Below are 12,347 nucleotides of genomic sequence, written 5' to 3' on the forward strand. Positions count from 1 at the left end.
GGTTCTTTAGCGGGAATGAAAGGGCGTGGCGTCGCCGTGCGTCACGCAGCCGTCGCGCAGCACCACGCGGGTGGCGCTGCGCGAGGGCCAGCCGTGGCGGTCGGCGTGGGTGAACAGCACCAGGTCGGCCTTGACGCCGACGAGCGTGGGCGCCGCCGTGGCGGGCCCGCGCCGAAGCCAGTCGCCGCGGCACAGCGCCTGCGACCAGTTGTCGAAAGGCTCGTCCAGTTGCGCCACCAGCGCGGCGGTGCCCAGCGCCTCGACCGGGTCGAAGCTGCCTAGGCGGCAGAACGGGTCTTGCACGTTGTCGCTCGCGAACAGCAGCGGAATGCCGCGGTCGCGCGCTTCCTTCACCAGCGTGATGCCGCGAAGGCGCGGGGTGCGGCCCGTCACCGCGTCCTGTAGCAGCAGGTTGGTGGCGGGCAGCGACACCACAGTGATGGGCGCGCGCGCCACCGCGTCGAGCGTGGCAAAGGCCTGGGCCTCGGGTTGCGCGGCCAGCGCGCAGATATGGCCGCAGACCACGCGGCCGTCGAAGCCGATCTCGCGCAGGATGCGGGCGGTGGTCTGCAAGCCGACCGCCGCCGGATTCAGTTCTTCATCGACGTGCAGATCGACGTCCAGGTCGCAGGCGTGCGCCGCCACCAACAAGTTGCGCAGCGCGTTCTTGCTCCAGTTGGTGGAATGCACGAACCCGCCGAGCAGCGCATGCGGGCCCGTGGCCTTCACCTGCCTGGCGAGCCGCAGCGCCTGCGCGGCCTCTTCGAACAGCGGCAGCTTGATGAGGCTGACCTGTTCTAGCCGCACCCGGCCCGCCCATTCTTGCGCCAGTTCGGCCATCACGGGCCAGGCCATCGGCGTCGCATCGGGCTCCCACCAATCGACATGCGTGCGCACATGCGTGGTGCCGCATTCCCAGGCCCACTGCAGGCCGCGCGACGCGCGCTCGCGCACGTCGCCGGCGCTCCAGTGCACGCGGTCGGCCAGCATTGCGTCGATCGCGCCGAGCAGGCCCGGCTGAACCTGTGTCATGCGCGGCAGCGTGAAGGCCTTGTCGAGGTGCGTGTGCGCATCGACGAAGCCGGGAAGCACCAGCGTGCCGGCAAGGTCCCAACCCTGCGGGGACGGCGCGGTGCCATCGGACGCGGGGCGCACCGACTGCACACGCCCCGCTTCGAGCGCGATGCGCGCCAGCACCGGCACGCCGTCGCGCAACGGCCAATCGGAAGGGAGCAGCCAGCGCGGCAGGCGCGCGTTGTCGAGCAAAGCGGGCGCCGTCATGCGAAGCGCGCCATGGCGGCGCCCACCCGCGCCATGAAGCGCCTGAGTTGGGGCTCGGTCGCCACGTTCATGTGATAGTGGGCGTGGAAGTCCACCTTGGCCCTCTGGCCGGTGAGCCGCTTCATGTAGCGCGTGACGATCTTGCGCGGCGGATCGCCCATGTACCAGGCCATCCAGCGCGGCCGCCCATAGGTGACCACGGCGCTGATGCGCTTGATGTGCGTGAGCATCGGCTTCACGTGGGCCGGGTCGCTGATGTCGAAGGCCACGCCGGGCATGAAGAGCCGGTCGAAGTAGCCCTTCAGCATCGCGGGCAGGCCGAAGCACCAGGTCGGAAAACAGAACACGATGCCCTCGGCCCACTGCAGACGCTCCACATAGGGCTTGAGCGGCAGCTGGTTGCCTGGCACCTCGTGGTAGCCCAGCCGCTCCTCGCGCGAGAGCACCGGGTCGAAGCCTTCGGCATACAGGTCGCAGTCGTCCACCTCGTGCCCGGCCGCGCGCAGGTTCTTCAGCACCTCCTGGTGCAGGGCGGCATGGAAGCTGGTTTCGACCGGATGGCAGTAGACGACGAGCACGCGCATGGTGTTGACCGGTTAATCAGAGCAAGTGGTCAGGTTATGCAAGCGACGTGCCAGTCTGGATGCACTGGAGTGGGGATGCGGGCTGTGCCGGTCCGCAGGGGGGCTGCCAGCGTCCAGTAATATGGCTGGCAGAAACAGTTTGTATCCTGGATGGCGTGTCGGGCTCGATGTTCGGCAACACGCGCCCGCGTGGCCGCTGTGCCGGGACGGGGTGAGCTCTACGTCCACAACACTTCGATGCCGCAATCCACGCACCAGAAAATCGTCTTGGCCGACCGCCACTTCCGTGCCGGACAGATCGAGCGTTCCGAGGATCTGCTGCGTCAGGTCATCGGACGCAACAAGGCGATTTCGAAAGCGTACGAGTTGCTGGCCTATATCTGCGGCAACCGCGATCAGCTGGATGCGTGCGAAGAGCTCCTGCTCAAGGCGTCGAGCTTGCCGGGGTGCTCGGCAGAGGCGCTCTTCTATCTCGGAAGGGTCCAGTTGCGGCGCGGGCAGGCGCGCGCCGCCCTGCGGTCGTTCCAGCGTGCGGTTGCACGGGGCGGCGATTTCTTCGAGGCCTGGCACGAGACGGGGGTCGCCCACAGCGCGCTCGGCGAGCACGAGCGGGCCCTGGAAGCCTTTGGGCGCGCACTCGACATCGATGCGAACTCGCCCGAGTTGCACGCCAACTTCGCGCGGACCCTGGCCGAGCTGCACCGCTTCGATGAGGCGCTTCGGCACTGCGACCAGGCACTGGCGTCAGATCCCGAACTGGTGCGGGCCTGGGTCGAACGCGGGCTTGCGCTGGCCGAACTCGGACGCGGACCGGAGGCGCTGCGAAGCTGCGAACAGGCCCTGGCGCTGGCGCCGGACGACGGCGCCGCGCTCATGAACCGCGCCATGATCCTCGCGCGCCTCGGTCGGCATGCCGAGGCTCAGGCTGCGCACGAGGAGATCGCAAGGCTTCCGCCCGACACCGCCTACGGTCGGGGCCATTGGCTCTACAACAACATGCTCGTGTGCCGCTGGTCGGGATGGGAGCGGACGGTGGCCGACACGCTGGCGCGCGTTGGCGCCGGAGAGAAGGCGGCCGTCCCGTTCTCGCTGCTCGCCACCCCCGCGTGTCCGGCCACGCTGCTGGCATGCGCCCGCACCTACGCGCAGGACCACTATCCGGCCCGCGCAGGCAACACCGGCTTCAAGCGGCCGCCATCGGAGCGGCGGAAGCTGCGGATCGGCTATTTCTCGTCCGACTTCCGCAATCACGCCACATCCCAGCTGGTGGTGCGATTGTTCGAATGCCACGATCGCGAGCGCTTCGAGTGCTTCGGCTTTGCCTTGGGCCCCGCGACGGCGCACCCGATGACCGGACGGGTCGCGGCAGCGCTCGACCGCTTCATGGACGTCGGCGACCGAAGCGATGCGCAGATCGCGTCGATGGCACGGGCCGCAGGCGTCGACATCGCGGTCGACCTCAATGGCTTCACCGAAGGCGCGCGTCCGAGCATCTTTGCGCACCGCGCGGCACCGGTGCAGGTCAACTATCTCGGCTTTCCCGCCTCGATGGGCTGCGACTTCATGGACTACATCGTTGCCGACGCGACGCTGATCCAACCCGACGAATACGGCCACTACGCGGAAAAGGTGGTCGTCCTGCCCGGGGCATACCAGGCCAACGATGACACCCGGGCGATCGCCGATGCCGCATCGACCCGCGAGGACATGGGCCTGCCGGCGCAGGGCGTGGTCTTCGCGTGCTTCAACAACAACTACAAGATCACGCCCGATGTCTTCGAGGTCTGGATGCGGCTGTTGCGCCAGGTGCCCGGCAGTGTCCTGTGGCTGTTGAGGGGCAGCGATGCGGCGGTGGCCGGTATCGAGGCCGAGGCCATGGCGCGCGGCGTCGAATCCGGCCGCGTGGTGTGGGCCGAACGCCTGCCGCTCGCCGATCACCTGGCGCGCCACACGCACGCCGACCTGTTCCTGGACACCTTCCACTACAACGCGCACACCACCTGCAGCGATGCACTGTGGGCCGGTCTGCCGGTGCTGACGCTTGCCGGCCGCACCTTCGCGTCCCGGGTTGCTGCGAGTCTGCTGAACACCATCGGCCTTCCCGAGCTCGTGACCCGCAGCGTGGACGCGTACGAGGCGGCGGCGCTGGCCCTGGCGACCTCGCCTGCGAAGCTGGCCGCCTTGCGCCGCCGCCTTCGCTGTAACCGCACCGAGACCCCACTGTTCGATACGCCGCTGTTCGCACGGCGGATCGAAGCTGCCTTCGCGGCGATGTGGGATCGCCATCGGCTCGGCTTGCCGCCGGACCATATCCGCGTCGGGGCCTCGTGAGAACATCGCAGCCGCTCGTTTTCCGTTCTTGCCTTGCGCGGATCGCGTGGCGGAGCCCGAGCGCGTGTGCGTGTGCGTGTGCGGCTACGCTGCCTTGCGCGGCCAGAGCCGCACGGCCAGCGCGGCAGCGGCCGTGCCGGTAGCCAGCCCTGTCACGCCTGCCCAGCCCCATTGGGCAAGCACCAGCGCGCCGAGTGCCGAGCCGGCCGCCATGCCGATGAACATGCTCGTGAACAGCACCGCATTGAGCCGGCTGCGCGCACCGGGCTCGATGCCGTAGACGATGGTCTGGTGCGCGATCAGCGCCGCCTGCATGCCCAGGTCGAAGCCGATGGCGGCGAGCGCCAGCAGCCAGAGCTGCGCATGCGGCAGCAACAGCGGCGCCAACCCCATGGCTGCGAACGACACCACCACCAGCCCCGCGCCGAGCCGCGTCACCAGTTCCGGTCCGCTGCGGTCGGCCAGTCGTCCGGCCAGCGGCGCCGCGAGTGCGCCCGCCGCGCCGGCCAGGCCGAAAGCGCCTGCCGCCGCGCTGCCCAGGTGGAACGGCTCGCCGTGCAGCATCACCGCCAGCGTCGACCAGAAGGCGCTGAATCCCACCGCCAGCAGCGCCTGGGCCAGCGCGGCGCGGCGCAGCGTGCCGTGGCGCGACCACAGCGTGCCCAGCGAGCCGAGCAGCGCGCCATAGGCCAGGTGCGTGGTGGGCCGGAAGCGCGGCAGGCCGCGCCAGGCGGCCGCGCCGATGAGTGCGATGCTGGCCGCGGCCGCGATGAACATGGCGCGCCAGCCGAAGTGCTCGGCAATGAAGCCGCTCACCACGCGCGACAGCAGGATGCCGAGCAGCAACCCCGTCATCACCGTGCCGACCGTCTTGCCGCGCGTGGCTTCGGGTGCCAGCGTCGCTGCGGCGGGCACGATGTCCTGCGCCATCGTGGCCGCGAGACCGATGGCGAGGCTGGCTGCGAGCAGCACGCCGATCGACGGCGCGGCGCCCGCCACCAGCAGCGCCGCGCACAGCACGGCGGCCTTGGCCAGCACGATGCGGCGCCGGTCGAAGCGGTCGCCCAGTGGTGCCAGCAGAAGAATTCCGAGCGCATAGCCCAGCTGCGTCAGCGTGGGAATGAAGCCCACCGACCGCGCGGAGGCGCCGATGTCGGCGCCCAGCACGCCGAGCATCGGCTGGGCGTAGTAGAGCGAGGCCGCCGACAGGCCGGCGCCGGTGGCGAGCAGAAGAACCAGCGCAGCGGGCAGATCGCGTGCCGTCGGTGCAACGGCCTCTATGGCATGCGTTGTTTGAATGGAAGACATGGTGTTAACCCTTGAATATCGAGCAAGGGTTGAAATGTGCGCCTCTGAGGCGTGACTTGGTAGCCCTGAAGATCGCACAATGTCTATACGCCGCACGCATAAAGACGAAGCCATGTCGACTCCTTCTCCCGCCGCCGACCGCATCGAGCTGATGCAAACCTTCGTCCACATCGTCGAGGCCGGCAGCCTTTCCGCCGCCGCCCAGCAGATGGGCGCGACGCAGCCCACCGTCAGCCGCCGGCTGCAGGCGCTGGAGCGTTCGCTGGGTGTGCGGCTCCTGCGCCGGTCCACGCACGCCATGAAGCTCACCGAGGACGGCGAGCGCTGCTACGAGCGGGCCAGGGAGCTGATCGCCGACTGGCACGCTTTCGAGGCCGATCTTCGCGGGGTGGGCGACGAGCCCGAGGGCACGCTGCGCGTGGTGGCGCCGCATGCGATGGGCCAGCTGATGCTGGTCGGGCCGCTGGCCGACTACCTTCGCGCGTACCCGCGGGTGGCCGTCGAATGGCTGCTGAACGACCGCCGGCCCGATTTCATCGCCGAAGGCGTCGACTGCGCCATTCAGGTCGGCGAAGTGACCGACACCATGGCGGTGGCCATCAAGCTTTCGGAAGTGCCGCGCGTGGTGGTCGCCGCCCCCTCGGTGCTGGCCGGGCGGGCGCCGCCCGCGCATGCGTCCGAGCTGGCCGGCTTGCCCTGGCTCGCGCTGCGCACCTTCTATCGCAACGAGGTGGTGCTCACGCACCGGCCGACCGGCGAGGTGGCCCGCGTGCCTATCCGCCCGCGCATGAGCACCGACAGCCTTTACGCGTTGCACAGCGCGGCGCGCATGGGCCTGGGGGCCTGCTTGGGCTCTGCCTGGCTCATGAACGACGACATCGCGAGCGGCCGGCTGGTGCAGCTCGTGCCGCAGTGGCATGTCGCGGCGCTGCCCGTGTACCTGACCTACCCGCATGCGCGCTTCCAGCCGGCACGGCTGCGCCGCTTCATCGAAATGATGCGGCTCGCGCTGGCCGACCCGGCGGGCCGGGCTTGGGAAGCCGGGGCCGCGAAAGGCTAAGCCTTGATCCCGCAGCCGCCCAGCACGAACGCCACCAGCTCGCGCGCAATCGGCTCGCGGTCGATGGGCGCGTCGGGCGGCAGGCCGAGCATCACGCGCGTCTGAATCGCGTAGTCGGCGTAGCTCTGGGTCATGGCCCAGATGTGCATCAGCAGCAGGCGCGCGTCGAGCGGGCGCATCTGCCCGCGCGCGATCCAGCCGTTGACGACGTCGACCTTCTTCTGCGTCCAGGCCCGCGCGTTGGGCCAGTAGCGGTCGAGGTTGCGGCCGCCGTCGAGCACCTCGCGCGTGAAGATGCGCGAGATCTCGGGGTTGTCGAAGGCGTGGTCGAGCTTCTTGCGGATGTAGTCGCCGAGCACCGTGGCCGGGTCGCTGGCGTCTTCGAACGAAAACACCACTTTCCAGGCATGCAGCACCTGCATCAGCAGCTCTTCGTAGAGCTCTTCCTTGCCGGCGATGTAGTAGTGCAGCTGCGGCTTGGTGAGGCCGGCGCGCGCGGCAATGGCCTGGGTGGACGTGCCCTTCAGGCCGTGCAGGCTGAACTCGGTCACGGCCGCCGAGCGGATGGCCGCCATGATGCGTTCGCGCCCCGGGCGGGCTCTCGACAGCGGGCCGTCGGGGGCGGGCATTTCCTGGGCGGTCGTCGGGGGAAGGGCAGCGGGATCGGCGTTCATTGGCATGGATTTGCGGCGGTGCGCCCGGCGATGGTAATCCCAGGCGCATGGCTGCATGCCATGCCGGCATGGAAGACCAAGGCATGCGGGCACGGTTCATGTATCTTCTCGCCGCTTCCAGAAATTCGTTCAAGACAAAGGAGTTCCTTCATGTACCTTTCCCCTCGTTTCAGGGCCTTTGCGGCCGGCGCCGCTTTGCTTGCGGCCAGCACCCTCGCACAAGCCCAGCAGGCATTGCCCAATGTGGTGATCCTGGCCACCGGAGGCACCATTGCGGGTGCCGGCGCCTCGGCCGTGAACAGCGCCACCTATGCGGCCGCCAAGGTCGGCGTCGACAAGCTGATCGCCGGCCTGCCCGAGCTCGCCAAGATCGCCAACGTGCGCGGCGAGCAGGTGTTCCAGGTCGCTTCCGAAAGCCTCACCAACGACAACCTGCTGACGCTCGCCAAGCGCGTGTCCGCACTGTCGAAGCAAGCGGACGTGGACGGCATCGTCATCACCCACGGCACCGACACGCTGGAAGAAACCGCCTACTTCCTCACGCTGACCGTGCACACCGCCAAGCCGATCGTCGTGGTCGGCTCGATGCGCCCCGGAACGGCCCTGTCGGCCGACGGCGCACTCAACCTGTACGACGCGGTCAGCGTGGCCGGCAGCAAGGACGCTGCGGGCAAGGGCGTGCTCGTGACGATGAACGACAACATCGACAGCGGCCGCGACGTGAGCAAGAACGTCAACGTCAAGACCAGCGCGTTCTCGAGCCAGTGGGGTCCGCTCGGCATGGTGGTCGAGGGCAAGAACTACTGGTTCCGCGCGCCCGTGAAGCGCCACACCATGAATTCGGAGTTCGACATCGACAGTATCAATACGCTGCCGCCGGTCGAGATCGCGATGGGCTACGAGGGCGTTTCGTCCATCGCCATCGACGCATTCGCCAAGAGCGGCGTGAAGGCCATCGTCCATGGCGGCACGGGCAACGGCTCGGTGGCCAACCGCATCGTGCCGAACCTGCAGAAGGCGCGCACCGACGGCGCCATCATAATCCGCAGTTCGCGCGTGCCCGACGGCTTCGTGATCCGCAACGCCGAGCAGCCCGACGACAAGTACGACTGGGTGGTGGCGCACGACCTGCGCCCGCAGAAGGCGCGCATCCTGGCGATGGTCGCCTTGACCAAAACCAGCGACACCAAGGAACTGCAGCGTATCTTCTGGGAGTATTGACCCACCCCCGAAGCGGCTCACTTCGTGTAGCCGCCTCCCCCTCGAGGGGGCAACACCAGCGGCCCGGCAAAGCCGGTTCCGCGGTGTTCCTGGCGAAGACCTCCTCGATACCCGCTCAGGGACGGATGCCTCGCCGCCTGCGGTGCCGCGCGTATTCGAGGCTGCTCACGCACACGAGCAGCCAGGCCAGGCCGGTCAGCAGGCCGGCCACCACGTCGCTGGCGAAATGCACCTGCAGGAAGACGCGGCTGCACGCAATGGTGACGATGAACGCCGCAGTCGCCATGGCCGCCGGCACATGCCAGCGCGCCGGCAACAGGCGCAGCGCCAGATACATCAGCATGCCGTAGCTCACGATGGCGCCCGCGCTGTGGCCGCTCGGAAAGCTGAAGCTCGTTTCCAGCGCCAGCCCATGGTCGTGCAGCGGCCGCGCCCGCGCGAAGATGCGTTTGAGCGCGGGGTTCAGCAGCACGATGCCGCCGAGCGCCATCACCCAGCCCAGCGCCAGCCCGCGGTGCGCATGGCGCCACAGCACCAAGGCCAACACCACGCACACAGGCGCCAGCAGTTCGGCATCGCCCAGGTGCGTGAGCCAGCTGAAGACCACGAGGGCCGCCCACGGCACATGCTCGCCGATGGCATCGGCCAGCGCCTGGTCGGCCAGGCCGAGCAAGCGCCCGTCGCCGAGCATCGATGCGATGTAAGCCACGAGGCTCGCCGCCGCGAGAATCAGCACGAAGCCCAGCGCCAATCCGACTGCCACACGGGGCTCGTCAGGTTCGCCGTTTCCTGAGGAAATCCTGGCGCGCCGCTGCTGAAGCACCCGGCAGGCGAGGCCGGCGCCCAGCACCGACACCGCGAAAACACACAGGAACCAGGCAAGGGCATGCTCGCCGAACTGGCGGGCGAGAAGAACGAGGGCTGGAGCTTCCATTGGCATGCGGGGACCCTAAGGGAGCGCCGCGACGCTGGCAAGCCGAAGCCGCAATACTTTGCCGCACACGAAGGCCTTGTGAGCCGCCGAATGGTCCCACCGCTCCACTTGGCAAACGCGGGTACCACCCATGTTTTCCATGCGCAGCACGTTCACCGAATTGGGCTGCCCCGCGCGCACGCGCGACGACACGGCCGTGCCGGCCTGCACCGCCCACGTCGTGCGCGGGCAGCCCGCATAGGCGTCGTGCAGCGAGCGCACAAAGGGCAGGTGGATGTGGCCGCCCAGGATCAGGTCGGCGCCCGCATCGGTCCAGCGGGCCACGGCGGCATCGCGCCCGTGCAGCCGGTTGTGCATGTCTTCCTGGCGCGTGACCATCACCGGCTGGTGCGTGACCACCACGCGCAGCTGCAAAGGCGGCGCGGCCGCGAGCCGGGCCGCGACCCGGTCGACCTGCGCGGGCGACACCTCGCCGTCTTCGTGCCGGTACCAGCGCGTGGTGTTCACCGTGACCACCAGCCAATCGGCGGACTCGAACACCGGTTCCAGGTCGCTGCCGAAAGCCTCCGTGTACCTCTCGTAAGGCGCGAACAGGCGTGCCCGCAGATCGAAGAGCGGAATGTCGTGGTTGCCGGGGATGGCCACCACCGCCGGCGCCGCCAGCCTGTCGACAAAGGCGCGCGCCGCCGCAAACTGCGCCCGCGTGGCCCGCTGGGTGATGTCTCCCGAGAGCACCACCACCTGCGGCGACAAGGCGTGCGCGAGCCGTTCGAGCGCTTCCATCACGTCGGTCTGCTCGGTGCCGAAATGCGGATCGGAAATCTGGAGCAGGCAGCTCATTGCTTGGCGGCCTCCAGTTCGGGTGCGACATCGGGCCGCACCAGCCACAGCGGCTCGGGCGCCACGCGAAACAACAACGGCATCTCGGCCCAGGCGATCTCGCCGTCGGTGGCCACTTTCACGCGGCGCGGGGAATGCGGGCGGCCGGTCTTCACCGTCATCGATTCGAACGGAAAGCTCAACACCTCGTCGGCGCTCCCGAGGCGGCCCAGGGCGCCGCGCAGCAGCAGGCCGGGCATCGCCATGATCCCTGCTGGCTTCAGCACCACGGCCGCCAGTTGCCCGTTTTCGGGTGCCTCGGCGTGCTCGATGCCGACCTGCAGCAGCTGCAACGGATTGTTGCCGACGAAAAGCGTCGGCGTGCGCACCTCGCGCTCCTGCCCGCGCCAGGCCATGCGCAGATTCCAGAGCCGGTGGCCGCGCATCACCGTCAAAAGCCCCGCGAAAAACGCGATCCAGCGGCTGCGGCCATAACGCGCCTTGTAATGTTCGCGCTCTTCCAGCAATTCGGCGTACAGCCCCATGCTGGCATTGACCAGGAACACGCGGTCGTTGACCAGCCCCACCTGCGCCGGCTGCGGCTGCGCGGTCAGCAGCACCTCCAGCGCCTCGGCCGTATCGCCCGGAATACCGTGGGCGCGGCTGAAATAGTTGAAGGTTCCCTGCGGCAGCACGCCGAAAGCCAGCCCGCTGCCGAGCGTGGCCTGCGCCACCGTGTTGATGGTGCCGTCGCCCCCCGCGGCCACCACCACGCCGTCGACAGCGCGGGCGCGCTCCACCGCCTCGCGTGCGAGCGCCTGCACCGTGGTGCGCTCATCCACAAGAAAGATGCGGTGCTTGCGGCCGGCCACGGTGCAGCCTTCCTCGATGATTCGGCGGGTTTCGGCGGTGTCCGCATTGCCCGAGCCGGCGTTGAGCACGATGAACAAAGGGGAATTCGGACCGATTCGAGGCGGCAGCATGTCGGTGGAAACAGGGAGAAAGGAGCACCCCGCAAAGAGCGCAATGCCAAGGGCCGGGGGGCGGAAAAGACTGGGAAAGGGCGATCGCACGGCAATCGGCCCGCCTTTGTCTCACGGGCCGAGGCGCCGCGCCGGCGGCTGGCATCCCGGCTCGCTGTGGGAGAGTTGCCCTCCGACCGTAAAATCGTCCGCTTTCGCGATGCTTCGTCGCGCTACGTCCAACGCCCGGTGACGCCGGCCCGCTTCATGTTGACCTTCCAGCAAATCATTCTCAAACTGCAGTCGTACTGGGCCGACAAGGGCTGTGCGCTGCTGCAACCGTACGACATGGAAGTGGGCGCGGGCACCTCGCACACGGCCACCTTCCTGCGCGCGCTCGGCCCCGAGCCCTGGAAGGCCGCCTACGTGCAGCCCAGCCGCCGCCCCAAGGACGGCCGCTACGGCGAGAACCCCAACCGCCTGCAGCACTACTACCAGTACCAGGTGGTGCTCAAGCCGGCGCCCAGCAACATCCTCGAGTTGTACCTCGGCAGCCTCGAGGCGCTCGGCTTCGACCTGAAGAAGAACGACATCCGCTTTGTCGAAGACGACTGGGAGAACCCCACGCTCGGCGCCTGGGGCCTGGGCTGGGAGGTCTGGCTCAACGGCATGGAGGTGACGCAGTTCACCTACTTCCAGCAGGTGGGTGGCATCGACTGCAAGCCGATTACCGGCGAAATCACCTATGGCCTCGAGCGCCTCGCCATGTACCTGCAGGGCGTGGACAACGTCTACAACCTCACCTGGACCGAAGGCCTGAGCTACGGCGACGTGTACAAGCAGAACGAGGTCGAGCAGTCGACCTACAACTTCGAGCACAGCGATGCCGAGTTCCTGTTCACCGCCTTCAACGCGCACGAAAAGCAGGCCAAGCACCTCATGACCGAACAGCTGGCGCTGCCGGCCTACGAGCAGGTGCTCAAGGCCGCGCACAGTTTCAACCTGCTGGACGCACGCGGCGCCATCAGCGTGACGGAGCGCGCGGCCTACATCGGCCGCATCCGCAATCTTGCGCGCAGCGTGGCGCAGAGCTATTACGAGAGCCGCGAGCGGCTCGGTTTTCCGATGGCGCCGCGCGAGTGGGTTGCGCAAATGACGAAAAAGGCGGCTTGA

General features: G+C 68.4%; 11 protein-coding genes. 4 read left to right on the top strand and 7 right to left on the bottom strand.

Features of this window, described 5'->3' with window-relative positions; translation table 11 throughout:
* Positions 1 to 6: 6 nt before the first annotated feature.
* Both QFZ42_RS00075 and QFZ42_RS00080 read right to left on the bottom strand, forming a co-directional pair.
* Positions 7 to 1,281: an amidohydrolase family protein gene (locus QFZ42_RS00075; protein WP_307698989.1), complete on the bottom strand. Its 1,275-nt coding sequence runs from the start codon at positions 1,279 to 1,281 to the stop codon at positions 7 to 9.
* A complete protein-coding gene (locus tag QFZ42_RS00080) occupies positions 1,278 to 1,865 on the bottom strand; it encodes an NAD(P)H-dependent oxidoreductase (RefSeq protein WP_307698990.1) in 588 nt (195 codons plus the stop codon). The genes QFZ42_RS00075 and QFZ42_RS00080 overlap by 4 nt, the downstream gene beginning before the upstream one ends.
* A 237-nt stretch (positions 1,866 to 2,102) precedes the next feature.
* On the opposite strand from QFZ42_RS00080, the gene QFZ42_RS00085 reads away from it, so the two are divergent.
* Entirely contained in the window at positions 2,103 to 4,196 is a 2,094-nt protein-coding gene (locus QFZ42_RS00085) for an O-linked N-acetylglucosamine transferase, SPINDLY family protein (RefSeq protein WP_307698991.1), read from the top strand.
* Between the two features lie 84 nt (positions 4,197 to 4,280).
* Here the strand turns inward: QFZ42_RS00085 and QFZ42_RS00090 are convergent, their stop codons facing one another.
* Entirely contained in the window at positions 4,281 to 5,504 is a 1,224-nt protein-coding gene (locus tag QFZ42_RS00090; RefSeq protein WP_307698992.1) for an MFS transporter, read from the bottom strand.
* A gap of 112 nt (positions 5,505 to 5,616) precedes the next feature.
* Between QFZ42_RS00090 and QFZ42_RS00095 the strand changes: the two genes are divergently transcribed.
* The gene (locus QFZ42_RS00095) at positions 5,617 to 6,564 is read left to right on the top strand and encodes a LysR family transcriptional regulator (protein ID WP_307698993.1); all 948 of its coding nucleotides are present in this window, start codon (positions 5,617 to 5,619) and stop codon (positions 6,562 to 6,564) included.
* On the opposite strand, the gene QFZ42_RS00100 is transcribed toward QFZ42_RS00095, so the two are convergent.
* Positions 6,561 to 7,238, bottom strand: a complete 678-nt coding sequence (locus QFZ42_RS00100) for a TetR family transcriptional regulator C-terminal domain-containing protein (protein ID WP_307698994.1) — start codon at positions 7,236 to 7,238, stop codon at positions 6,561 to 6,563. The two genes, QFZ42_RS00095 and QFZ42_RS00100, sit on opposite strands and share 4 nt — an antisense overlap.
* Positions 7,239 to 7,388: 150 nt before the next feature.
* Between QFZ42_RS00100 and QFZ42_RS00105 the strand changes: the two genes are divergently transcribed.
* Positions 7,389 to 8,459 (top strand): asparaginase, encoded by a 1,071-nt coding sequence (locus tag QFZ42_RS00105; RefSeq protein WP_307698995.1) that lies wholly within the window; start codon positions 7,389 to 7,391, stop codon positions 8,457 to 8,459.
* A gap of 115 nt (positions 8,460 to 8,574) precedes the next feature.
* Here the strand turns inward: QFZ42_RS00105 and QFZ42_RS00110 are convergent, their stop codons facing one another.
* The 3 genes from QFZ42_RS00110 to QFZ42_RS00120 are packed head-to-tail and all read right to left on the bottom strand — an operon-like array spanning position 8,575 to position 11,195.
* A complete protein-coding gene (locus tag QFZ42_RS00110) occupies positions 8,575 to 9,399 on the bottom strand; it encodes a phosphatase PAP2 family protein (protein ID WP_307698996.1) in 825 nt (274 codons plus the stop codon).
* Positions 9,400 to 9,408: 9 nt separating this feature from the next.
* Complete coding sequence (locus QFZ42_RS00115) at positions 9,409 to 10,233, bottom strand: metallophosphoesterase family protein (RefSeq protein ID WP_307698997.1); 825 nt, start codon at positions 10,231 to 10,233, stop codon at positions 9,409 to 9,411.
* Positions 10,230 to 11,195 (bottom strand): diacylglycerol/lipid kinase family protein, encoded by a 966-nt coding sequence (locus tag QFZ42_RS00120; protein ID WP_307698998.1) that lies wholly within the window; start codon positions 11,193 to 11,195, stop codon positions 10,230 to 10,232. Before QFZ42_RS00120 ends, QFZ42_RS00115 begins: the two co-directional genes overlap by 4 nt.
* A gap of 246 nt (positions 11,196 to 11,441) precedes the next feature.
* On the opposite strand from QFZ42_RS00120, the gene glyQ reads away from it, so the two are divergent.
* The gene (gene glyQ, locus QFZ42_RS00125) at positions 11,442 to 12,347 is read left to right on the top strand and encodes a glycine--tRNA ligase subunit alpha (RefSeq protein WP_307698999.1); all 906 of its coding nucleotides are present in this window, start codon (positions 11,442 to 11,444) and stop codon (positions 12,345 to 12,347) included.

It is taken from the genome of Variovorax paradoxus, assembly GCF_030815855.1.
Classification (GTDB): domain Bacteria; phylum Pseudomonadota; class Gammaproteobacteria; order Burkholderiales; family Burkholderiaceae_C; genus Variovorax; species Variovorax paradoxus_M.

Excerpts from the sequence above, each read along its gene's own strand:
- QFZ42_RS00075 (WP_307698989.1), bottom strand. The coding sequence starts at position 1,281 with ATGACGGCGCCCGCTTTGCTCGACAACGCGCGCCTGCCGCGCTGGCTG.
- QFZ42_RS00080 (WP_307698990.1), bottom strand. The coding sequence starts at position 1,865 with ATGCGCGTGCTCGTCGTCTACTGCCATCCGGTCGAAACCAGCTTCCAT.
- QFZ42_RS00085 (WP_307698991.1), top strand. The coding sequence starts at position 2,103 with ATGCCGCAATCCACGCACCAGAAAATCGTCTTGGCCGACCGCCACTTC.
- QFZ42_RS00090 (WP_307698992.1), bottom strand. The coding sequence starts at position 5,504 with ATGTCTTCCATTCAAACAACGCATGCCATAGAGGCCGTTGCACCGACG.
- QFZ42_RS00095 (WP_307698993.1), top strand. The coding sequence starts at position 5,617 with ATGTCGACTCCTTCTCCCGCCGCCGACCGCATCGAGCTGATGCAAACC.
- QFZ42_RS00100 (WP_307698994.1), bottom strand. The coding sequence starts at position 7,238 with ATGAACGCCGATCCCGCTGCCCTTCCCCCGACGACCGCCCAGGAAATG.
- QFZ42_RS00105 (WP_307698995.1), top strand. The coding sequence starts at position 7,389 with ATGTACCTTTCCCCTCGTTTCAGGGCCTTTGCGGCCGGCGCCGCTTTG.
- QFZ42_RS00110 (WP_307698996.1), bottom strand. The coding sequence starts at position 9,399 with ATGCCAATGGAAGCTCCAGCCCTCGTTCTTCTCGCCCGCCAGTTCGGC.
- QFZ42_RS00115 (WP_307698997.1), bottom strand. The coding sequence starts at position 10,233 with ATGAGCTGCCTGCTCCAGATTTCCGATCCGCATTTCGGCACCGAGCAG.
- QFZ42_RS00120 (WP_307698998.1), bottom strand. The coding sequence starts at position 11,195 with ATGCTGCCGCCTCGAATCGGTCCGAATTCCCCTTTGTTCATCGTGCTC.
- glyQ (WP_307698999.1), top strand. The coding sequence starts at position 11,442 with ATGTTGACCTTCCAGCAAATCATTCTCAAACTGCAGTCGTACTGGGCC.